16 protein-coding genes are annotated in these 21,075 nt (G+C 73.5%); 10 read left to right on the plus strand and 6 right to left on the minus strand.

The window, feature by feature from the left end:
* On the minus strand, window positions 1–1,156 hold a 1,156-nt coding region (locus C3486_RS30380; RefSeq protein ID WP_181138753.1), incomplete at its 3' end, for a BTAD domain-containing putative transcriptional regulator.
* 237 nt (window positions 1,157–1,393) lie between these two features.
* Here C3486_RS30380 and C3486_RS37550 point away from each other — a divergent pair.
* Entirely contained in the window at window positions 1,394–1,570 is a 177-nt protein-coding gene (locus C3486_RS37550; protein ID WP_181138754.1) for a hypothetical protein, read from the plus strand.
* Between the two features lie 85 nt (window positions 1,571–1,655).
* Here C3486_RS37550 and C3486_RS30390 read toward each other — a convergent pair whose 3' ends face one another.
* Window positions 1,656–4,700 carry a BTAD domain-containing putative transcriptional regulator gene (locus C3486_RS30390; protein ID WP_103836027.1) on the minus strand — a complete coding sequence of 1,015 codons (3,045 nt, stop codon included), beginning with the start codon at window positions 4,698–4,700 and terminating at the stop codon, window positions 1,656–1,658.
* A 239-nt stretch (window positions 4,701–4,939) separates the two neighbouring features.
* Between C3486_RS30390 and C3486_RS30395 the strand changes: the two genes are divergently transcribed.
* The 8 genes from C3486_RS30395 to C3486_RS30430 all read left to right on the plus strand — a co-directional run bounded on the left by C3486_RS30395 (window position 4,940) and on the right by C3486_RS30430 (window position 15,255).
* On the plus strand, window positions 4,940–5,674 hold the full coding sequence (locus C3486_RS30395; protein ID WP_103836029.1) for an alpha/beta fold hydrolase: 735 nt from the start codon (window positions 4,940–4,942) through the stop codon (window positions 5,672–5,674).
* A 248-nt stretch (window positions 5,675–5,922) separates the two neighbouring features.
* The gene (locus tag C3486_RS30400; protein ID WP_103836046.1) at window positions 5,923–6,459 is read left to right on the plus strand and encodes a Dps family protein; all 537 of its coding nucleotides are present in this window, start codon (window positions 5,923–5,925) and stop codon (window positions 6,457–6,459) included.
* Window positions 6,460–6,713: 254 nt separating this feature from the next.
* Window positions 6,714–7,889, plus strand: a complete 1,176-nt coding sequence (gene rhaI / locus C3486_RS30405) for an L-rhamnose isomerase (protein ID WP_103836030.1) — start codon at window positions 6,714–6,716, stop codon at window positions 7,887–7,889.
* A gap of 147 nt (window positions 7,890–8,036) precedes the next feature.
* The gene (locus C3486_RS30410; protein ID WP_103836032.1) at window positions 8,037–10,076 is read left to right on the plus strand and encodes a bifunctional aldolase/short-chain dehydrogenase; all 2,040 of its coding nucleotides are present in this window, start codon (window positions 8,037–8,039) and stop codon (window positions 10,074–10,076) included.
* A gap of 67 nt (window positions 10,077–10,143) precedes the next feature.
* Window positions 10,144–11,547 carry a rhamnulokinase family protein gene (locus C3486_RS30415; RefSeq protein ID WP_103836047.1) on the plus strand — a complete coding sequence of 468 codons (1,404 nt, stop codon included), beginning with the start codon at window positions 10,144–10,146 and terminating at the stop codon, window positions 11,545–11,547.
* A gap of 80 nt (window positions 11,548–11,627) precedes the next feature.
* Window positions 11,628–12,167, plus strand: a complete 540-nt coding sequence (locus C3486_RS30420; protein ID WP_103836033.1) for a (2Fe-2S)-binding protein — start codon at window positions 11,628–11,630, stop codon at window positions 12,165–12,167.
* Entirely contained in the window at window positions 12,164–13,165 is a 1,002-nt protein-coding gene (locus C3486_RS30425) for a xanthine dehydrogenase family protein subunit M (protein ID WP_103836034.1), read from the plus strand. Before C3486_RS30420 ends, C3486_RS30425 begins: the two co-directional genes overlap by 4 nt.
* The gene (locus C3486_RS30430; RefSeq protein ID WP_103836035.1) at window positions 13,162–15,255 is read left to right on the plus strand and encodes a xanthine dehydrogenase family protein molybdopterin-binding subunit; all 2,094 of its coding nucleotides are present in this window, start codon (window positions 13,162–13,164) and stop codon (window positions 15,253–15,255) included. Before C3486_RS30425 ends, C3486_RS30430 begins: the two co-directional genes overlap by 4 nt.
* Window positions 15,256–15,279: 24 nt before the next feature.
* Here C3486_RS30430 and C3486_RS30435 read toward each other — a convergent pair whose 3' ends face one another.
* From C3486_RS30435 to C3486_RS30445, 3 genes are read right to left on the minus strand one after another with little or no spacing between them, the layout of a single operon-like run.
* Entirely contained in the window at window positions 15,280–16,026 is a 747-nt protein-coding gene (locus C3486_RS30435; RefSeq protein WP_103836049.1) for an N-acetylmannosamine-6-phosphate 2-epimerase, read from the minus strand.
* 43 nt (window positions 16,027–16,069) lie between these two features.
* Window positions 16,070–17,110 carry an ROK family protein gene (locus C3486_RS30440; protein WP_258053080.1) on the minus strand — a complete coding sequence of 347 codons (1,041 nt, stop codon included), beginning with the start codon at window positions 17,108–17,110 and terminating at the stop codon, window positions 16,070–16,072.
* The gene (locus C3486_RS30445; protein ID WP_103836036.1) at window positions 17,107–17,817 is read right to left on the minus strand and encodes a GntR family transcriptional regulator; all 711 of its coding nucleotides are present in this window, start codon (window positions 17,815–17,817) and stop codon (window positions 17,107–17,109) included. The genes C3486_RS30440 and C3486_RS30445 overlap by 4 nt, the downstream gene beginning before the upstream one ends.
* A gap of 127 nt (window positions 17,818–17,944) precedes the next feature.
* Between C3486_RS30445 and C3486_RS30450 the strand changes: the two genes are divergently transcribed.
* Window positions 17,945–19,342 (plus strand): sugar porter family MFS transporter, encoded by a 1,398-nt coding sequence (locus C3486_RS30450; RefSeq protein WP_103836037.1) that lies wholly within the window; start codon window positions 17,945–17,947, stop codon window positions 19,340–19,342.
* A 74-nt stretch (window positions 19,343–19,416) separates the two neighbouring features.
* Here C3486_RS30450 and C3486_RS30455 read toward each other — a convergent pair whose 3' ends face one another.
* A complete protein-coding gene (locus tag C3486_RS30455; protein WP_258053081.1) occupies window positions 19,417–20,715 on the minus strand; it encodes an MFS transporter in 1,299 nt (432 codons plus the stop codon).
* Between the last annotated feature and the right edge of the window lie 360 nt (window positions 20,716–21,075).

Consider the following 21,075-nt stretch of genomic DNA (forward strand, 5'->3'; position numbering starts at 1 on the left):
GACTGAGCAGCCGTCTGCCTCTGGTCAGCGCGCGGTAGCGGCGCACGAGCTCGTCCAGGTCGTCGGCGCCCGCCCCGTCGTCCGGCGCGTCGAGCGCGCGCAGCAGGTGCAGCAGTACCCGGCCGGGGTGCTGCGGGGAGCCGTCGGGGGCACGCAGGTCGGCGAAGAGCTGGCCGTCGGGGAAGTCCCGGCGGCAGCGGTGTGCCGCGTGCACGGCGAGCGTGGTCTTGCCGAGCCCCGCCATCCCGGTGACCAGGACGCGGCGCGGCCGGTCGGCGGCGTCCGGCGCCAGCGCCCGGCACACCAGGTCCAGCTCGCGCGCCCGGCCGGTGAAGTCGGCGGTGTCCGGGGGCAGCATCTCCGGCGCCGCGTGGCGCCGGCCGGACTTGGGCGCGGGCCGCACGGCCCGCTGGGCGGGTACGGCCGGGGGCTGCCGGTCCAGCCTGCCGTCGAGCAGCGCCTGGTACGTGGCCTGCAGCTCCTCACCGGGATCCACGCCCAGCTCCTCGGCGAGCACCGCGCGGCCGTGGTGGAAGAGGTGGATCGCGTCGGCCCGGCGGCCGGAGCGGCACAGGGCGGTCATGAGCTGGCTGCGGATGCGCTCGCGCAGCGGGAACTCGGCGACCAGGCCGGTGAGTTCCATGGTGATCTGCTCGTGCCGGCCGAGCGCCAGGTCGGCCGTGACGCGGTGCTCCAGCGCTGCCACCCGGGCCTCCATCAGGCGCGGGGCCTCGGCGTCGGCGAGGTGTTCCGTGGCGTTGGCGAAGGGCAGGCCGTTCCACTGCTCCAGGGCCGCGCGCAGCAGCTCGGCCGCCGCGTCGAAGTCGCCCTCGGCGAGCGCGGCGCGGCCTTCGTGGTCGAGCCGTTCGAATTCCGTCACGTCCACCGTGGAATGCCCCACGGCCATGGCGTAGCCGGGCGGGCGGCGGTCGATACGGATCTCGTCGCCGAGCATTTTCCGCAGCCGGGAAACATAGGTGTATATCTGCGCGCTCATGGTCGCCGGCGGAGTCCACCCCCACAGCAGCCGGCTCAGCCGTTCGTCGGAGACGACCTCTTCGCGGGCGAGGAGGAGGGCCGCGAGTACGGTGTGCAGCTTCGCTCCGGAGAGCGGAATCCTGCGGCCGTCGCGGCGTGCCTCTACCGTTCCGAGCACCCGGAATTCCATGTTCAGCCCCCGTTCGTGATTCAACAGAAGAATCTCCGGACGATGCTGGCCGACGTCGCTGTTCTCTCGATATCGTGGCGATTTCACGGGGCTCTCCCGCGCAAAACAGGAACGACAAGGGTTCAAAACGAGCCATCCCTACTGTTCCGTCCGTGCCGCAGCAGCGGTGCCGACGGTCATCCGGGAGGGGAATTCCGAATGCGCAGGATTCGTACGGCGAAGAGCGTGAGAACGGGCTGCCTGGTCGTGCTCGCGGGGCTTTTCCTGGGGGTGGCCGGCGGGCCCGCGGCCCCGGCCCACTCGGTCACCGTCGCCGGCGGCGAGGACATGCCGTGGGGCGTCGTCCAGCCGACGGGCCCGCACGCCGCGGGCAGCGGCGAGGACGACATGCCGTGGGGCTGAGCACCGGCCCCGCACACCTGACGCGGTCCGGCGCCCGTCCGCCCGGCGCCGCCCGGACCGCACCACCGTCCCGCCGCGCGCCCGGTCAGTCCGGTACGTGCGCCAGCAGGAGCGTCAACTCCTCCGCAGTAAAGGTGCGTTGACTGTCGGCGTCGCCGCCGTCCGCACCTTTCCCGGCCCCGTCGCCGCGCACCGCGGCGAGCAGCCGCGCCGCCCGCGCGCGCCACAGCTGGGCCCCGACCTCACCGAACGCGGCGTGGGCTCGCGCGAAACGTTCCGCCGCAGCCCCGGTCCGGCCCTCGAGCGCCGCCACACAGCCGAGGTCGGTCTCCACCCGCGCGGACAGGAACCGGTCGGCCAGCTCCTCCGTGATCCCCAGGGCCTGCTGCAGCGTCTCCCCCGCCGCTGTCAGCAGGCCCTGGCTCCACTGCGTCTGGCCCAGCCCCCGCAGCGCGTGCGCCTCGCCGACCCGGTCGCCCTCCTTGCGGGTGAGCTGCAGCACCTCACCGAAAGACAGCGCGGCCTCGTCCAGCTCACCGGCCAGCAGCCGCACCTCGGCCAGCCGGTAGACGCTCTGCGACTCGGCACGCACGGACCCCGTACGCCGGCTCAGCGCCACCGCCTCCACGGCCAGCGGCAGGGCCGTCGCCAGCTGCCCCCGGTCCGTCTCGATCTGAGCCAGGAAACCGAGCAGATGCGCCTCGTTGCCCGTGTCACCCGTGGCGTGGAAGCCGTCCAGGGCCGCCCGGCAGTGCTCCAGCGCCCGGTCCCAGTCGCCCTGGAACCGCGCGCACATGGCCAGATTGCGCTGGGCCAGCGCCGTCCCCCGTACGTCACCGGTGTCCCGCAGCAGCCGCAGCGCGGCGACGTTCCACCCCTCGGCCTGCTCGTACCGCCGCTGGTAGATCGCCAGCGAGCCCAGCAGCCGCAGCATGGTGGCCTCGCCCTGCCGGTCCCCGGTGCGCCGGGCAGAGGAGAGCGACACCTCGGCGCAGCGCTGCCAGTCCTCCAGGTAGTTCCGGGTCTCGAAGTGCGGTACGGCGCTCTCGGCCAGCGCCCACGCGTACCGGGCCCGGTCGGTCTCCGCCGCGTGCGCGACCACGTCCGGAATGGTCCCGCGCTCGGACTCGAACCAGTCCGGGGGAGTGGCCAGCAGCTCGTCGGCCGACTCCGCCAGGTACGGCGGCGCGGCCGCTGCCGCCCGCCCGACGGGGAACTCCCGCCCGTACATCCGCCGGTGCGCCTCCTCGGCCAGCCACAGCCAGGCGGCGAAGACCCGCTCCAGCGCCGCGTCGCACTCCGCCGCCGGCTCGTCGGCCTCCGCGCGCTCCCGCGCGAACAGCCGCAGCAGGTCCTGGAAGCGGTAGCGGGCCGGCCGGTCGGGCCCGGCGTCGGACACCTCCAGCAGCTGCGCGTCGACGAGCTGGTCCATCAGCTCCTCCGCCTGCCAGACGTCCGTGCCCAGGACGGCGGCCCCGGCCCAGGCCGCGAAGTCGGCGGTGCGCAGCAGCCCGAGCCGGCGGTACATCGCGGCCGCCTCCGGGCGCAGGTCGCGGTAGGTCAGCCGGAAGCCGGCCCGCACCCCGCCCTCCCCGGGACTCAGGATGTCCAGCCGTCTTCGCTGGTCGCGCAGCCGGTCGACCAGGCTCCGCACGCTCAGCCCCGGCTTGGCGGCGAGCCGGGCGCCGGCGATCCGCAGCGCCAGCGGCAGCCGGTCGCACAGCGTGCTGAGCTGCTCGACGGCCACCGGGTCGGTGCCGAAGCGGTCCGCACCGGCGATCTTCGTCAGCAGCGTGGTGGCCTCGGTCGGCGCGAGCACCCGCAGCCGGATGCGCAACGCGGTGTAGTCGCCGGTGAGATCGTCCAGCGTCTCCCGGCCGGTGGCCAGCACCACGCTCTGGCCGCCGCCCGGCAGCAGCGGCCTGAGCTGCGCGAACGACCGTACGTTGTCCAGCACGAGCAGGGTCCGGCGGGTGCTCAGCATGCTGCGGAACAGCGCGGCCCGCTCGTCCGGCTCCGCCGGGATCTGCGGCGCCGGCATCCCGAGCGCCCGCAGGAACCGGTCGAGTACGACGGTGGGGGAGACGGGCGCGTGCTCCTCGTCGTAGCCGCGCAGGTCGGCGAAGAGCTGGCCGTCCGGGAAGCGGTCGGCGACCTGGCTGGCCCAGTGCACCGCCAGCGCGGTCTTGCCCACGCCGCCGGCGCCCGCGATGGTCGCCACGGCCGGCGCGTGCGCACCGTGCGGCTCCTTCAGCAGCCGGTCCAGCGCGGCCATCTCCTCCTGCCGCCCGGTGAACCCCATGATGTCGGCCGGCAGCTGCGCGGGGACGGTGTGCACCGGGGTCGGCGAGACGGTGGCCACGGTGGGGGGCCGGGTCAGCTCGGGGGAGTCGTTCAGGATCAGGTCGTGCAACTGCTGGAGGCCGGGGCCCGGTTCGATGCCCAGCTCCTCGATGAGCAGCCGGCGGCCCCGGCGGAAGACGTCCAGCGCCTCGGCGCGCTGTCCCGAGCGGTACAGCGCCAGCATCAGGTGCTCGCGCGACTGCTCGCGCAGCGGGTGCAGCTTGACCAGCTCGGTGAGTTCGCCGGTCAGGGCGCGGTGCCGGCCGAGTTCCAGCATGAGCCCGGCCCGTTCCTCGATCAGGTCCAGGCGTATGTGCTCCAGCCGTACGGCCTCCACCTCGATGCGCTCGCCGCCCAGTTCGTCCAGCGCGGGGCCCCGCCACTGGTTCAGGGCCTCCTCCAGCAGGGCGCAGGCTTCTTCGGCGCGGCCGTGCCGGGCTGCGTCCCGGCCCTGTTCGGCCTTTTCCAGGAATTCCAGGACGTCGATCCGGTGTTCGCCGCGGGCGAGCAGATATCCCGGCGCATGGGTGACCAGCAGATCGCTCACCCCGGCCGCTTTGAAGGTCTTGCGCAGCGTCGCCACGCAGATGGCGATCTGATTGCGGGCCGTGGTCGGCGGGGAATCCGGCCAGACGGCGTCCACGAGGGTGTCGACGGAGACGATCCGGTCGGCGGAGAGCAGCAGCATGGCGAGGACGACGGACTGGCGGCGGCCCTGAATGCGCAGGGGTCCGTCGTCCGACTGGACGGTGAGCGGGCCCAGCACTCTGAAGACGAACCGGTTCAAGACATCCCCCCAAATGCCGATCTGGCAGGGGGTAACGCTACAGCAAAGGGATGGTCAGGGAGTCGCCAACTCGTTGGTCGCGCAGGGCTTTGAGAGCGGAGCCGGGGCCCGCATTTCCGTCACGTTCGGTGAATGTTGAACGTGGCCGAGTCGAAAGAGTCTTCCCGGTATCTTCTGCCGGAATGGGGCGGCCATGTGCCCTAGTGTTTCCCCCGTCGCCTGTGAGAGGGGAAAAGCGAATGGCCACGTTCGTGCTGGTTCCCGGTGCCTGGCTCGGCGCCTGGGCCTGGGAAGACACCGCCCGTGAGCTGCGGGAACGCGGGCACACGGTGCTGGCCACCGCGCTGACGGGGCTCGGCGAGCGGGCCGCCGAGGGGACCCCGGACACGGGCCTGGACACCCATGTCGAGGACATCGTCGCCTTCGTCGAGGAACACGACCTGCACGACGTCACTCTCGTGGCACACAGTTATGCGGCGGCCCCGGCCACCGGCGCGGCCGGACGCCTCGGGGAGCGGCTGGCGCGCGTCGTGTATGTCGACAGCGCACCGTTCGCCGACGGCATGCGGATGCTCGACCTGATGTCGGAGACGGAGGTGGAGGTGGCGCGCCAGCAGGTCGACGAGCACGGGGACGGCTGGCGGTTCCCGATGCCGCCGTTCGAGGCCCTCGGTCTCTCCAGCGACCTCGAAGGGCTCACCGAGGACCGGCGCGCGGTCATGCGCGACCGCGCCACGCCCCAGCCCTTCCGCACGTACGAGCAGCCGCTCTCGGTCCCGGCCGAGCCCGGCCCCGAAGTGGGCCGCGTCCTCATCGCCTGCAACGACTTCAAGGGCCTGCTGGACGGGGGCGTGCCCATGCTGGCGTTCCTCAACCAGCCGCCCTGGCGCCGCGTCGACCTGCCCACCGGGCACTGGCCCATGCTGTCGGCCCCCGTCGAACTCGCCAACGCCCTGGAGACGGCGACCTCCTGAGCCGGCCGGCACGGCGGTCATACCGTACGGCCGCGGTCACCCGGTGAGCGGCAGCTGGCGGACGAAAGGGGTCTGACGGGAGGAACCCGGCGTTTGCCGTGCGAGGCCCGGTGGTACGGCTGTGGCGCACGCCCGGCGCCCCGTCGGGCCGGACGCCCGGCGGCCCGCCGGCCGCCCGCAAGACCGTCGAAGGAGACAGTGCCGTGGCCTCGAACGCCGACCCGAAACTCGCCTACACGGTTCCGGGCATGAGCACCTCCGCAGGCTCGGAGGTCGTCCAGCTGCTGCGCATGCGCCTGCACGCGCTCAACGACCTCGCGCTCACCCTGAAGCACGTGCACTGGAACGTGGTCGGCCCGCACTTCATCGCCGTGCACGAGATGCTCGACCCGCAGGTCGACGCCGTACGCGAGATGATCGACACCACCGCCGAGCGGATCTCGACGCTGGGCGGCGTCCCCTGCGGCACCCCGGGCGCACTGGTCGCCGAGCGCACCTGGGAGGACTACGCCATCGGGCGGGCCGAGTCGATCGAGCACCTGGGTGCGCTGGACGTCGTCTACACCGGCATCATCGAGGACCACCGCGAGGCGGTGCGCGCCACCGACGAGCCGGACCCGATCACCCAGGACATGCTCATCGAGCAGCTGCGCAGCCTGGAGCTGTTCCAGTGGTTCATCCGGGCCCACCTGGAGAGCTCCGGCGGCAGGCTCAGCACCGCTCACGAGTCCAGCGAGGCGGGCGCCGCGCGGGCGGCGGGGGAGCAGGCCCGCCGGCAGCCGTAGGCCCGCGCGGTACGCAGGGGCGGCATCGCCGACGCTCGGACCGTCGGCGGGGCCGCCCCTGTCGGTGTGTGGAGGGGGAATCGGTGTGCGGAGGGGGCGGGGCGGCGGTCGGGCGGGGGCCGGGTTCCGCGGGTGTGGGCCCGGTGGCGTGACCGGGAACGGCCCCCTTGACGCTCTCCTCTCCGGCGGCCTAGCCTCAGGCGCACTGAAACGATTCAAAAGCGTTTCGCCGCCGCACACCGCCGAGGTGAACCATGCCGAGCACGCCCGCACCGTCCGCCGTGAAGGCCGCACTCAAGGACCAGGTGATCGAGACACCGTCCTGGGGGTACGGCAACTCCGGCACCCGCTTCAAGGTGTTCGCGCAGCCCGGCGTCCCCCGCGACCCGTACGAGAAGCTGGCCGACGCGGCGCGGGTGCACGAGTTCACCGGCGTCGCGCCCCGCGTCTCGCTGCACATCCCGTGGGACACCGTCGAGGACTACGGCAAGCTCGCCGCGTACGCGGCCGAACAGGGCCTGACCCTCGGCGCGGTCAACTCCAACACCTTCCAGGACGACGACTACCGGCTCGGGTCCGTCACCCACCCCGACCCGGCCGTCCGCCGCAAGGCCGTCGACCACCTCCTCGCGTGCGTCGACATCATGGACGCGACCGGCTCGAAGGACCTGAAGCTGTGGTTCGCCGACGGCACCAACTACCCCGGCCAGGACGACATCGCCGGCCGCCAGGACCGGCTCGCCGAGTCGCTGGCCGAGGTGTACGCACGGCTCGGTGACGACCAGCGGATGCTGCTGGAGTACAAGCTGTTCGAACCGGCCTTCTACACGACGGACGTGCCGGACTGGGGCACCTCGTACGCGCACTGCCTGAAGCTGGGCCCCAAGGCGCGGGTCGTCGTCGACACCGGGCACCACGCGCCGGGCACCAACATCGAGTTCATCGTCGCCTTCCTGCTGCGCGAAGGGCGGCTCGGCGCCTTCGACTTCAACTCCCGCTTCTACGCGGACGACGACCTGATGGTGGGCGCCGCCGATCCGTTCCAGCTGTTCCGCATCATGCACGAGGTGATCAAGAACGGCGGGCTGGAGCCGGAGCGGGGCGTGAACTTCATGCTCGACCAGTGCCACAACATCGAGACCAAGATCCCGGCCGTCATCCGCTCCGTCATGAACGTGCAGGAGGCCACGGCGAAGGCGCTGCTCGTGGACACGGAGGCGCTGCGGGCAGCGCAGTGTTCCGGCGACGTGCTCGCGGCGAACGGCGTCCTGATGGACGCGTACCACACCGATGTGCGGCCGTTGCTCGCCGAGGTGCGGGAGGAGATGGGGCTGGACCCCGATCCGATGGCGGCGTACCGGGGCTCGGGGTGGCAGGAGCGGATTGTCGCTGAGCGGGTGGGCGGCCAGCAGGCCGGGTGGGGCGCGTAAGCGGCTGCTCCGCTCCGTTCAACGGCGGCTGCGGGCCGTCTGTGGCTGGTTGCGCCCACGCGGCGGAGCCGCACAGGAGACCGCAGCCCCGCGCCCCTTCGGGGCGCCCCCTCCCCGTACGTCACCTACTGAAGGACTGATCACGTCATGACCACGCACCCCGAAGTCGCCGCTCTCCTCGCACGCGCCCATCGGCTCGGCGCCGATCCCCGTAACACCAACTACGCGGGCGGCAACGCCTCCGCCAAGGGCACTGACACCGACCCCGTGACCGGCGGTGGTGTCGAGCTGATGTGGGTCAAGGGGTCCGGTGGTGACCTCGGCACCTTGAAGGAGTCCGGGCTCGCCGTGCTGCGGCTGGACCGGCTGCGGGCACTGGCCGACGTGTACCCGGGTGTCGAGCGCGAGGACGAGATGGTCGCCGCTTTCGACTACTGCCTGCACGGCAGGGGCGGCGCCGCACCGTCGATCGACACCGCGATGCACGGCCTGGTGGACGCCGCGCACGTCGACCACCTGCACCCGGACTCCGGCATCGCGCTGGCCTGCGCGGCCGACGGGGAGAAGCTGACGGCCGAGTGCTTCGGCGACAAGGTCGCCTGGGTGCCGTGGCGGCGCCCCGGCTTCCAGCTGGGCCTGGACATCGCCGCCGTCAAGGAGGCCAATCCGCAGGCCGTCGGCGTCATCCTCGGCGGCCACGGCATCACCGCCTGGGGCGCCACCTCCGAGGAGTGCGAGCGCAACGCCCTGTGGATCATCCGTACGGCCGAGAAGTACCTCGCCGACCACGGCAGGGCCGAGCCGTTCGGGCCGGTCATCGAGGGGTACGAGGCGCTGCCCGAGGACGCGCGCAGGGAGCGGGCCGCCGCGCTCGCACCCGTGATCCGCGGCCTCGCCGCCACCGACAAGCCGCAGGTCGGCCACTTCACCGACGCCGAGCCGGTGCTGGACTTCCTCGCCCGCGCCGAGCACCCGCGGCTCGCCGCGCTCGGCACCTCCTGCCCCGACCACTTCCTGCGGACCAAGGTGCGCCCGCTGGTCCTGGACCTGCCGCCCACCGCTTCCGTGGACGAGACGGTCGCGCGGCTGAAGGAGCTGCACGAGGAGTACCGGGCCGAGTACCGCGCCTACTACGAGCGGCACGCCACGCCTGATTCCCCGCCGATGCGCGGTGCGGACCCGGCGATCGTGCTGGTACCGGGCGTCGGCATGTTCTCCTTCGGCAAGGACAAGCAGACCGCGCGGGTGGCCGGCGAGTTCTACCTCAACGCCGTCAACGTGATGCGCGGCGCCGAGGCGGTGTCCACGTACGCGCCGATCGAGGAGGCCGAGAAGTTCCGCATCGAGTACTGGGAACTGGAGGAGGCCAAGCTGCGGCGGATGCCGAAGCCGAAGCCGCTGGCCACGCGGGTGGCGCTGGTGACCGGCGCGGGCAGCGGCATCGGCAGGGCCATTGCCCGCCGGCTGGTCGCCGAAGGGGCCTGCGTCGTGGTCGCGGACCTCAACGCCGAGAGCGCCGGCACGGTGGCCGAGGAGCTGGGCGGTGCGGACAAGGCCGTCGCGGTGACCGTGGACGTGACCGACGAGGCGCAGATCGCCGCCGCCTTCCGGGCCGCCGTGCTCGCCTTCGGCGGCGTCGACCTGGTCGTCAACAACGCCGGCATCTCCCTCTCCAAGCCGCTGCTGGAGACCACGGCGAAGGACTGGGACCTGCAGCACGACATCATGGCCCGCGGCTCCTTCCTCGTCTCCCGCGAGGCGGCGCGCGTCATGACCGCGCAGGGGATGGGCGGCGACCTCGTCTACATCGTCTCCAAGAACGCCGTCTTCGCCGGGCCCGACAACGTCGCCTACTCCGCCACCAAGGCCGACCAGGCGCACCAGGTGCGGCTGCTCGCCGCCGAGCTGGGCGGGCACGGCATCCGCGTCAACGGCGTCAACCCCGACGGCGTGGTGCGCGGCTCCGGGATCTTCGCCGGCGGCTGGGGCGCTCAGCGCGCGGCCACGTACGGCATCGAGGAGGAGAAGCTCGGTGAGTTCTACGCCCAGCGCACCCTGCTCAAGCGCGAGGTGCTGCCCGAGCACGTGGCGAACGCGGTGTTCGCGCTGACCGGCGGCGACCTGACCCATACGACGGGGCTGCACGTGCCCGTGGACGCCGGGGTCGCCGCGGCCTTCCTGCGCTGACGGAGGCGTTGTGACCAGCACCCGTACCTTCGCCGCCGTCGACCTCGGTGCCACCAGCGGGCGCGTGATGCGCGCCCGGGTGGGCCCCGGCCGGCTGGAACTGACCGAGGCCCACCGCTTCCCCAACACCCCGCTCCGGCGTCCCGACGGGCTCCGCTGGGACGTGGAGGCGCTCCACCGGGGCGTGCTCGACGGGCTGCGCGCGGTGGCCGGCGCCGGCGGGGCCGACTCGGTCGGCATCGACACCTGGGCGGTGGACTACGGCCTGCTCGACGCGGACGGGGCACTGCTGGACCAGCCGTTCCACTACCGCGACCCGCGCACCGAGGGCGTGGCGGAGCGGGTGCGGGCCGCGGTGGGACCGGCCGAGCACTACGCGGTCACCGGACTGCAGCACCTGCCGTTCAACACCGTCTACCAGCTGGCGGCGGACGGCAACCGGCTCGCGGCGGCCCGCACCCTGCTGCTCATGCCGGACCTGCTGGTGCACCGGCTCACCGGCACGATCGGCGCCGAGGCGACCAACGCCTCCACCACCGGGCTGTACGACGCCCGGACCGGCACCTGGTCGGCGGAGCTGCTCGGCCGGGTCGGCATCGCCCCGGCCCTGCTGCCGCCGCTGCGCAGCCCCGGCGACCCGGCGGGCACCCTGCTCCCGCACGTCGCCGGGGCCACCGGGCTGCCGGCCGGCACCCCCGTCACCGCCGTCGCCTCGCACGACACCGCCTCCGCCGTCGCCGCCGTACCGGCCGGAGGCCCGGACTTCGCCTACGTTTCCTGCGGTACCTGGTCCCTGGCGGGGCTGGAGCTGGACGCACCGGTACTGACCGAGGCGTCCCGCGCCGCGAACTTCACCAACGAACTGGGCATCGACGGCACCACCCGCTACCTCCGCAACATCATGGGCCTCTGGCTGCTGAGCGAGACCCAGCGCACCTGGCGGGACCAGGGGCTGCCGCACGAGATCGGACCGCTGCTGACGGCCGCCGAGCGGGCCCGCCCGTTCGCCGCCGTCATCGACCCCGACGCGCCCGAATTCCTCGCCCCCGGCGACATGCCCGCACGGATCGCCGCATACTGCGTACGGACCGGCCAGCGCCCGCCCGAGGACCAGGGGTCCCTCGTCCGCACCATCCTCGAAGCGCTCGCCCTGGCCCACGCCCGCACCCTCCGAGAGGCCGCCGCACTGGCCGGGCGGGAGATCCGCACCGTCCACCTGGTCGGCGGCGGCAGCCGCAACGCACTGCTCTGCCGGCTCACCGCCGACGCCACCGGCCTGCCCGTCGTCGCGGGACCCGCCGAGGCCACCGCGCTCGGCAACGTCCTGGTCCAGGCCCGCGCGCACGGCCTCGTCCCCGACCGGGCCGCGATGCGCCGCCTGGTCGCCGCCACCCAGCCACTCCGCCACTACACCCCGGGCGGCGACCGCGCCGCCTGGGACGCCGCGGCGCGCCGGATCGGACTCGACTGACCCGCGCCGGTTGGTCCGAGCGAGGTGTGCCGCCGCTTTGTCCGTTTTCGGGTGCCGCCTTCAGGGGCACTGGTGACTCCATGAGACGCACGGGTACGGGTGACGCGGGCACCACCACCGCGCTCACCCTGCACATCAACGGCGAACGCCAGGAACGCACGGTCGACAACCGCACCTCGCTGCTCGACATGCTCCGCGAGGACCTGCGGCTGACCGGCGCGAAGAAGGGCTGCGACCACGGCCAGTGCGGGGCCTGCACCGTCCTGCTGGACGGCCGGCGGGTCAACTCCTGCCTGCTGCTCGCGGTGGCCGCCGACGGCTGTGAGGTCACGACCGTCGAGGGCCTGGCCGAGGGCGACGCGCTGCACCCGCTCCAGGAGGCGTTCCTCGCGCACGACGGCTTCCAGTGCGGCTTCTGCACCCCCGGCCAGATCTGCTCGGGCGTCGCCGCGATCGCCGAGGCCGCCGAGGGCTGGCCCAGTGCGGTGACCCCCGAGGACGCGCCCGTCGGCCCGGTCGAACTGACCGGCGGGGAGGTCCGGGAGCGGATGAGCGGCAACATCTGCCGCTGCGGCGCGTACGTCAACATCATCGACGCGGTACGGGAGGCGGCCCGGTGAAGCCCTTCCGCTACGCGACGGCCACCGACCCGGCGGCCGCCGTCGACCTGCTCTCGCGGCAGCCGCGCGCCGCCTTCCTCGGCGGCGGCACCAACCTCGTGGACCTGATGAAGCTCGGGGTCGAGGTGCCCGAGATGCTGGTCGACGTCAGCCGGCTGCCGTTCGACGAGATCACCGAGACCGACGGCGGCGGCCTGCGGGTCGGCGCCACCGTGCGCAACAGCACCCTCGCCGTCCACCCGGCCGTCCGCGCGCGTTACCCCGTACTGTCCCAGGCCCTGCTGGCCGGCGCCTCGCCCCAGCTGCGCAACGTCGCCACCATCGGCGGCAACCTCCTCCAGCGCACCCGCTGCCCCTACTTCCAGGACGTCGGCAAGCCGTGCAACAAGCGGCGGCCCGGCTCCGGCTGCCCCGCGCGCAGCGGCGTCCACCGCGACCTCGCGGTCCTCGGCGCCTCCCAGCATTGCGTGGCCACCCACCCCTCGGACATGGCCGTGGCGCTGGCCGCGCTCGACGCGCGGGTGCACTGCGTGTCGGTGGAGGGCACGCGCACCCTGCCGGTCACCGAACTGCACCGGCTGCCGGGCGACGCGCCCGACCGGGACACCGTGCTGGAGCACGGCGAACTCATCACGGCAGTGGAGCTGCCGCCGCCCGCACCCGGCGCCCGTTCGGCGTACCGCAAGGCCCGGGAGCGCGCCTCGTACGCCTTCGCGCTCGCCTCGGCCGCCGCCGACCTGCGGGTCGGTGACGGCACCGTGCAGCACGTACGGCTCGCGTTCGGCGCGCTGGCGGCCAAGCCCTGGCGGGCCAGGACCGCCGAGGCGGCGCTGCTCGGTGAGCCCGCCACCGCCGAGTCCTTCGGACGGGCCGTGGACCGGGAGCTGGCGGCCGCCGAACCGCTCCGCGACAACGGCTACAAGGTCCCGCTGGCCCGCGGGCTCGCCGTCGCGCTGCTGACGGACCTGACGGACGCCCACGTGGGAGGCGCATCATGACGACCCTGCCCCGCACCCTGGGCACCGGCAACGCCCGGCTGGAGGGCCGCGAGAAGGTGACCGGCAGCGCGCGGTACGCCGCCGACCACGGCCACCCCGACGGCCTCTTCGCCTGGCCCGTGCCCGCCACGGTCGCCCGCGGCGAGATCACCGGCGTGGACACCGGCGCCGCGCTCGCCACCCCCGACGTGCTCACCGTCCTCACCCACGACAACGCGCCCCGCCTCGGCGAGACCGACGACCCCACCCTCGCCGTCCTCCAGTCCCCGCGCGTGGCGCACCGCGGCCAGATCGTCGCCCTGGCGGTCGCCACCTCCCTGGAAGCGGCCCGCGCCGCGGCCGCCGCGGTCCACGTGGACTACACGGCCGAACCGCACGACGTCCTCCTCGGACCCGACCACCCCGGCCTGTACGCCCCCGAGACCGCCAACGGCGGCCACCCCGCCGACCGGGAACGCGGCGACTTCGACACCGCGTACGCCCGGGCGGCCGTCCGGCACGACGCGGTCTACGAGACCCCGCCGCTGCACAACCACCCGATGGAACCGCACGCCGCCACCGCCTGGTGGGAGGGGGACCGCCGGCTGTTCCTGTACGACTCCAGCCAGGGCTCGTCCACCGTCCAGCAGATGCTCGCGCAGCTCTTCGGCATGGGCACGGACCAGGTGCGGGTCATCAGCGAGCACGTCGGCGGCGGCTTCGGCTCCAAGGGCACACCGCGCCCGCACGCGGTGCTCGCCGCCATGGCGGCCCGGGCGACGGGCCGTCCGGTCACCCTCGCCCTGCCGCGCCAGCTGCTGGAGGCCGTCACCGGCCACCGCGCCCCGACCATCCAGCACATCCGCCTCGGGGCCGACGAGGACGGCCGCATCCAGGCCCTCGCGCACGAGATCGTCACCCAGTCCTCCACCGTCAAGGAGTTCGTGGAGCAGGCCGCTGCACCCAGCCGCACGATGTACGTCTCGCCGCACAGCCGCACCACCCACCGGGTGACCCGGCTGGACGTCCCGACGCCGTCCTGGATGCGGGCGCCCGGCGAGTGTCCCGGCATGTACGCGCTCGAAGCGGCCATGGACGAACTCGCCCTCGCCTGCGGCCTGGACCCCATCGAACTGCGGCTGCGCAACGAGCCCGACCGCGAGCCGGACTCCGGCCGCCCGTACAGCAGCCGCCACCTCGTGGAGTGCCTGCGCGAGGGCGCCCGCCGCTTCGGGTGGCAGGACCGCGACCCGGCCGTCCGGGCGCGCCGCGACGGCCGGCTGCTGCTCGGCACCGGCGTGGCCGCTTCCACGTACCCGGTCATGGTCTCGCCCTGCCGCGCCGAGGCGCACGCACGCGCCGACGGCCTCATCGACGTACGGGTGAACGCCACCGACATCGGCACCGGAGCCCGCACCGTCCTCGCCCAGATCGCCGCCGACGCGCTGCGGCTGCCGCTGGACCGGGTCCGCATCCACGTCGGCTCCAGCGCCCTGCCCGAGGCCCCGGTGGCGGGCGGTTCGTCCGGCACCTCCTCGTGGGGCTCGGCGGTGCACAAGGCGTGCGCGGGGCTGCGGAGGCAGCTGGAGGAGCACAGCGAGGTGCCGGAGACCGGCCTGACGGTCACCGCCGACACCACCGAGGACAGCGAGAAGGGCAAGGAGTACGCGCGGCACGCGTACGGCGCCCAGTTCGCCGAGGTGCAGGTGGACACCGCGACCGGCGAGACGCGGGTGCGGCGGCTGCTCGGCGTCTTCGCCGCGGGCCGCATCCTGAACCCGCGCACCGCGCGCTCGCAGTTCCTCGGCGGCATGACGATGGGCCTCGGCATGGCGCTCACGGAACACAGCACCATGGACCGGGAGTTCGGCGACTACGCGGAACGCGACCTGGCCATGTACCACGTGCCGGTCTGCGCCGACGTGCCGGACATCGAGGTGCACTGGCTCGAGGAGGAGGACCCGCACCTGAACCCGATGGGCTCCAAGGGCATCGGCGAGATCGGCATCGTCGGCACGGCGGCGGCCGTCACCAACGCGGTGCACCACGCCACGGGCGTCCGCGTCCGCGCGCTGCCGGTCACCCCGGACGCACTGCTGCCGCACCTGTGAGCCGACTCCGGGCCTGATGCATCGTCAGCGGGGAGGCAGCGCGGCGGCGAAGCGGGTCGCGATGGCGGCCGGCGCGGTGATCGCGCCGCCCACGACGACGCCCCACGCGCCCGCCTCGACCGCGGCCGCGGCCTGCTCCGGCGTGTGCAGCCGGCCCTCGGCGAAGACCGGCACGTCCAGCCGCGCGGCCAGCTCGCGGACCAGCTCCAGGTCGGGGCCCGGCTGCTGACGGCTGTACGGCGTGTAGCCGGACAGGGTGGTGGAGACGGCGTCGGCGCCCAGCGCGGCGGCCGCCTCGCCCTCCTCGGCGGTGGAGACGTCGGCCATCAGCAGCCTGCCCAGCGCGTGCACCGCCTCGACCGTCTCGCGCAGCGGGCGGCCGTCCGGCCGCGGCCGGTCCGTTGCGTCCACGGCGACGATCTCCGCGCCGGCCCCGGCGACGGCCCGCGCGTGGTCGGCGGTCGGCGTGATGTACACGCCCTCCGCGCCGTCCTTCCACAATCCGACGATCGGCAGGTCCACCACGGCCCGCACGGCTTCGATGTCGGCCACGCCCTGCACCCGTACGCCCGCCACCGGCGCGCCCGCCGTCACCGAGGCGGCCATCGCGGCCATGTGCGCAGGCGACCGCAGCGGATCGCCGGGCGGTGCCTGGCAGGACACGATCAGCCGGCCGCGCAGCCCGTCGAGGAGCGCGCGGGCGCGGCCGGCGGGCATCGTGGTGCGGCTGGGGCCCCGGCCGTTGCCGGTGCCGGGTGCGGTCTCGGTCATGTGCTGTCCCTCGTCGTCGGTCATCGGTCCGTGCGGTGGGTGGTCAGTGCTGCGGGTCGGGGTGTCGTACCGGTGTGCTCTCGGGCGTACCGGGGCCGTGGGGACCGTCGGGGCCGTCCTCCAGCAGCAGTGCCGCAGCGCCCACCACCGCGGCGCGCGGGCCGAGCGCCGCCGGTACGGGACGGAGTCCCGCCGGGCCCGGCAGCAGTTCGGCGGTGAACGCCGCGGTCAGCGGCTCCCAGAACGGTGCGCCGATCGAGGCGACCCCGCCGCCGACCACCACCCGCTCGGGGTCCACGGTGTTGACCAGCCCGGCCAGGGCGCGGCCCAGCGCGCCCGCGCCCTCCGCGAGCACGGTCCGCGCGGCCTCTGCTTCCGCCCCGGTCTCCTGCTCCGCGAGTGCCGCCACCCTGCGGAGGTCGTGCACGCTGTCGTCGCCGGTCAGGGCGCGGAACCGGGCGGTGATCGCGGGCCCGGCCGCCACGGCCTCCAGGTGTCCGGTACGGCCGCAGTTGCAGGGCCGTCCGGCGGCCTCCGGCACGGCGAGGTGGCCGAACTCGCCCGCCGTCCAGTGCGCACCGCGCACCAGCCGCCCGCCGCCGGTCAGCCCGCCGCCGATGCCGGTGCCCACGCTCACGTACAGCGCGGAGGCGCAGCCCGCGCCGGCGCCGTAGGTCTGCTCGGCCAGCGCGAAGACGTTCGCGTCGTTGTCGGCCGCCACCGGCAGCCCGAGCCGGCCGGTCAGCTCCTCGCCCAGCGCGGTGCCCGCCCAGCCGGGGAGCAGCGCGTTGGCGGACAGGACGACGCCACGGGCGCGGTCGACGACGCCCCCGGTGCCGATGCCGAGGCCCGCCGCCTCCTCGTACCCGGGCAGCTCGCGGACGGCGGCCGCGATGGCGTCCAGCACCGCGGCCCGGCCCCGGGCCGCGGGCGTGGGCCGGACGACCGAGGTCAGCAGCGTGCCGTCGGGCGCGACGAGCCCGGCGGCGATCTTCGTGCCGCCGACGTCGACGCCGACCAGCGGGCGCGGTGCGGGGGAGCCGGCCCCGGACTCCGGTACGTGCGGTGTGCGTACGGCCGTCACGGCTGCCCCCTGCGGACGGTGAAACGGATGTCGTAGCGGTCGGCGCGGTAGATCGTGGTGGTCGCCTCGACCGGGGTGTCGCGGCGGTCCAGGCCGACCCGCTGCACCCGCAGGCCCGAACTGCCCACCGCCACGCCCAGCAGCGCCGACTCGGTCTCGTCGAGGTCGACGGCGCGGATGATCTGGTCCGCCGAGCGGATGTCCAGTCCGTACCGCTCGTCGAGCAGCTCGTACAGCGAACCGGACAGGTCCTCGTCGGTGAGCCCCGGCACGCGGTCGGCCGGGAAGTGGACGTTCTCCAGACACATGGGGGAGCCGTCGGCGAGCCGCAGCCGGGAGACCCGGACCACGTCGGAGTCCGGCGCGACGCCGAGCCGCTCGGCGATCTGCCGGCCGGCCCGTACCGTCTCGGCGGCCAGCAGCCGCGAGGCCGGTTCGAGGGCGCGGGCGCGCATGTCCTCGGAGAACGAGGTGAGGGTGAGCGTCTTGGAGACCACGGGCGGCGCGACGAACGTGCCGGCGCCCTGGACCCGGTAGACGCTGCCCGCTGCCTCCAGGGCGTCCAGCGCCTGCCGGACGGTGTTGCGCGAGACGCCGTGGTCCGTGGCGATCTCCCGCTCCGTGGGCAGCGGGGTGTGCGGGGGAGCCCCGGCCATCTCGGCCAGCAGCGCCAGCCGCAGTTCCTCGTGCTTGGCCTGTCGGGCCACGCTTCACCTTCTTGAGTCGTTGTGATTGGTGCCAACCAATACAGGAATTATGGCGTGAGATCTTGTGCACTGCCAAGTCGAGTGCCAGATTGGTACCGTCCAATTGGGTTGAGTGAAGGGAAGCGTGATGGCGCCACCCGGTACGGACACCGTGACGCGCAGCGGCAGCGGCAGCACGCTGCGGCCGGTGATCGGCACGGCGCTGGTCGCCGCGCTCGGCGGGCTGCTGTTCGGCTACGACACCGGCGTCATCTCCGGCGCCCTGCTCACCATCGAGTCGGACTTCGGGCTCTCCGCCTTCGGTTCGGGCGTCGTGGTCAGCTCGATCCTGGTCGGCGCCATGGCGGGCGCGGCCGCCGCCGGCAACCTCGCCGACCGGTACGGCCGCCGCCCGGTCCTCGTCGCGGCGGCGGGCGTCTTCACGCTCGGCGCCGCGCTGGCGGCCCTCGCGCCCTCGGCGGCCGTGCTCACGGTGGCCCGCCTGGTCCTCGGCCTCGGCATCGGCACCGCGTCCAACCTCGTCCCCGTCTTCATCGCCGAGGCGGCACCGCCCCGCCACCGCGGGCGGCTGGTCGGCCTCAACCAGCTGATGATCACCCTCGGCATCGTCCTCGCCTACGTGGCCAACTACGGCCTGGAACACGCCACCCACGGCTGGCGCTGGATGTTCGGCCTGGCCGCCGTGCCCGCACTGCTCTTCGGCGCCGGCATGCTGGCGATGCCCGAATCCCCGCGCTGGCTGGCGCTGCGCGGCCGTACCGACCGGGCCCGAGCCGTCCTCGCGCGGCTGCGCGGCGGCGACACGGCGGCGGTCGAGGCGGAACTGGCCGCCATGACGGCCGGTCACGACGACCGCACGGCGGGGGCCGGCAAGGGGCGGTGGCGGGCGCTCGCGGGCCGGGCCGTGCGCCCGGCGATCGTCGCGGGCGTGGGCCTGCAGATCCTCGGCCAGGCGTCCGGCGTCAACACCGTCATCTACTACGCCCCGAAGATCTTCCAGAGCAGCGGCCTCGGCTCCTCCTCGGCCGTCCTCGCCACCGTCGGCGTCGGCCTGGTCAACCTGCTGATGACCCCGGTCGGCATGGTCGCCGTCGACCGCATCGGCCGCAAGAAACTGCTGGCCACCGGCGCCTCGGTCATGACGCTCGCGCTCGCCGGACTCGCGGTGACCCTGGCGGCCGGCGGCCGGGACTCCTCCTTCGCCTGGCTCGCCGTGGCCTTCGTGGTCCTCTTCATCGCCGCGGTGGCCACCACGCTCAACGTGGTCGTCTTCATCATCCCGTCCGAGCTGTACCCGCTGCGCATCCGCGGCACGGCCATGAGCGCCACGATGTTCGCCAACTGGACGATGAACTTCCTGGTCTCGCTCACCTTCCTCACCCTGCTCGACGTGCTGGGCGGGGCCGCCACCTTCACCGCGTACGCGGTGGTGTGCGCGCTGCTCACCCTCTTCACGGTCCGCTGCATCCCCGAGACCCGCGGCAAGAGCCTGGAGGAGATCGAACGCGACCTCACCCGCGGATGAGCGGGTGAGGCCGGGGGCGAGTGGGCGGGGCCGTGCGTGACAGTGCGTCAGCCGGCACAGGAAGTGACGGTACGTCAGCCGGTGGCCGCGCGCTCGGCCTCCACCTGCGCCAGCGGCTTGCCCGCCGTGTTCGGCATGAACAGCCCGATCACACCGCAGATCAGCAGCGAGGCGGTGAGGAAGGCGGCGACCGGCGCGATGCCGGTGCTCGCCAGCGCCGGGACGAAGAAGGACCACACGCCGAGGACCACGCGGGACGTGCCGAAGGTGATGCCCTGCGCGGTGCCGCGCAGCATCGTCGGGAACACCTCCTGGCTCACCGTCTTGTAGACCGCCTCGCCCGCCATGGCCTGGCCGACGCCGAAGAGCACCACGTTGAAGACGATGACGGGGAGGGTGAAGGGCAGTACGAGGAAGACGCCGTACGCGCAGACCTGCATCACCGAGCCGGTGATCCACATCGCCTTGCGGTAGCGGTGGCCCCGGTCGGCGTACCGCATGTAGACCGCCACCGTGCCGACGATCACCAGCGCGAAGCTGGCACAGGACAGCAGGACGCTGGTGGCCTGGCTGCCCGCGCCCAGGCTCTTGACCATGTACGGCGTGAAGATGCCGTTCGTGCCGGCCGCGAGGTTCCAGAAGAGGTAGATGCCGCCGGTGAACAGCAGCGCCCGCAGATGGGCGCCGCGCAGCAGGTCACGGACCTTCGGACGGGCCGCGGGCCCTGCCTGCGCCGCGGTCCGCCAGACCGCCGACTCGACCATGCCGCGGCGCATCGCGTACGTCACCAGTGACACCACGAACAGGTGCAGGAAGACGATGCGGATGCCCAGCAGGCCCAGGTCGGACAGGGCCCACGCCACCAGCAGTACGACCACCGGGCCGAGACTCCAGGTCACCTGGGTCAGCCCGAGCAGCTTGCCGCGCGCCTTGGCGGGGGAGAACTCGCCGACCAGCGCGAGCGAGGTCGGCACGTCGGCGCCGACCGCCAGGCCCACGATGAAGGTGCCGGCGAAGAGCATCAGCGGGTTGACCGCGAAGGTGATGAGCAGGATGGCTCCCGCGTACACCAGCAGGTCGTACTGGTAGATGCGCTTGCGGCCGAGCTTGTCGCCGAGCCGGCCGCCGATGAACGCGCCGATCGCCGCGCCGATGGCGTTGGGGCCGATGGCGGTGAGCGCGCCGAGCCCGTTCTGGGAGAGGCCGAAGCGGTCCTGGAAGAGGGCGAGGCCGGAGCTGAGCGCGACGATCGACCCGGCATCCAGGTACGACGCCATGCCGGCCAGCCCGGTCCACTTCCACTGCTGCCGCGAAACGGTGCCCTCCCCGGCCGGATCGGCCGCCGAGGGCTGCGTGCTCTGCAGGGATGTCACCTGGGACTCCTTCGTCCTCGCGCTCGTGCGTCGGGCTTGAAACGACTCAAACAATGGGCGGAGAGAGCTTGAGGGTCAATAGGTGGTGCGGGAATTTTTGCTTGAAACCTTTCAATCCCTGGGAGGGGTGGCTGGGTGATGGGTGTGCGCGGCCTGCTCGCGGGGACCGGGGAGTGGGTGGGCGGCCCGAGGGAGGAAAACGCCCGCCGCGGCGAGGTTTAAGGACCCGCCGCGAAATCCTTCCGGAGGGTCGCAAAACCCCTCTGGCCAGGGGCTTTTGTCAGTGCGGCGCGGTAATATAGAAGCAGTGTTCGAGAGAGCTCACGGGGGGTCCGGGGGCTCTCGACCACGACAGGAGGG

It is taken from the genome of Streptomyces sp. Ru73, from assembly GCF_002920575.1.
Lineage (GTDB): Bacteria > Actinomycetota > Actinomycetes > Streptomycetales > Streptomycetaceae > Streptomyces.

Bases quoted from the DNA above. Each gene is read 5' to 3' on its own strand.
- C3486_RS30395 (WP_103836029.1), top strand. From the start codon at position 4,940: ATGGCCACGTTCGTGCTGGTTCCCGGTGCCTGGCTCGGCGCCTGGGCC.
- C3486_RS30400 (WP_103836046.1), top strand. From the start codon at position 5,923: ATGAGCACCTCCGCAGGCTCGGAGGTCGTCCAGCTGCTGCGCATGCGC.
- rhaI (WP_103836030.1), top strand. From the start codon at position 6,714: ATGCCGAGCACGCCCGCACCGTCCGCCGTGAAGGCCGCACTCAAGGAC.
- C3486_RS30410 (WP_103836032.1), top strand. From the start codon at position 8,037: ATGACCACGCACCCCGAAGTCGCCGCTCTCCTCGCACGCGCCCATCGG.
- C3486_RS30415 (WP_103836047.1), top strand. From the start codon at position 10,144: ATGCGCGCCCGGGTGGGCCCCGGCCGGCTGGAACTGACCGAGGCCCAC.
- C3486_RS30420 (WP_103836033.1), top strand. From the start codon at position 11,628: ATGAGACGCACGGGTACGGGTGACGCGGGCACCACCACCGCGCTCACC.
- C3486_RS30430 (WP_103836035.1), top strand. From the start codon at position 13,162: ATGACGACCCTGCCCCGCACCCTGGGCACCGGCAACGCCCGGCTGGAG.
- C3486_RS30435 (WP_103836049.1), bottom strand. From the start codon at position 16,026: ATGACCGAGACCGCACCCGGCACCGGCAACGGCCGGGGCCCCAGCCGC.
- C3486_RS30450 (WP_103836037.1), top strand. From the start codon at position 17,945: ATGGCGCCACCCGGTACGGACACCGTGACGCGCAGCGGCAGCGGCAGC.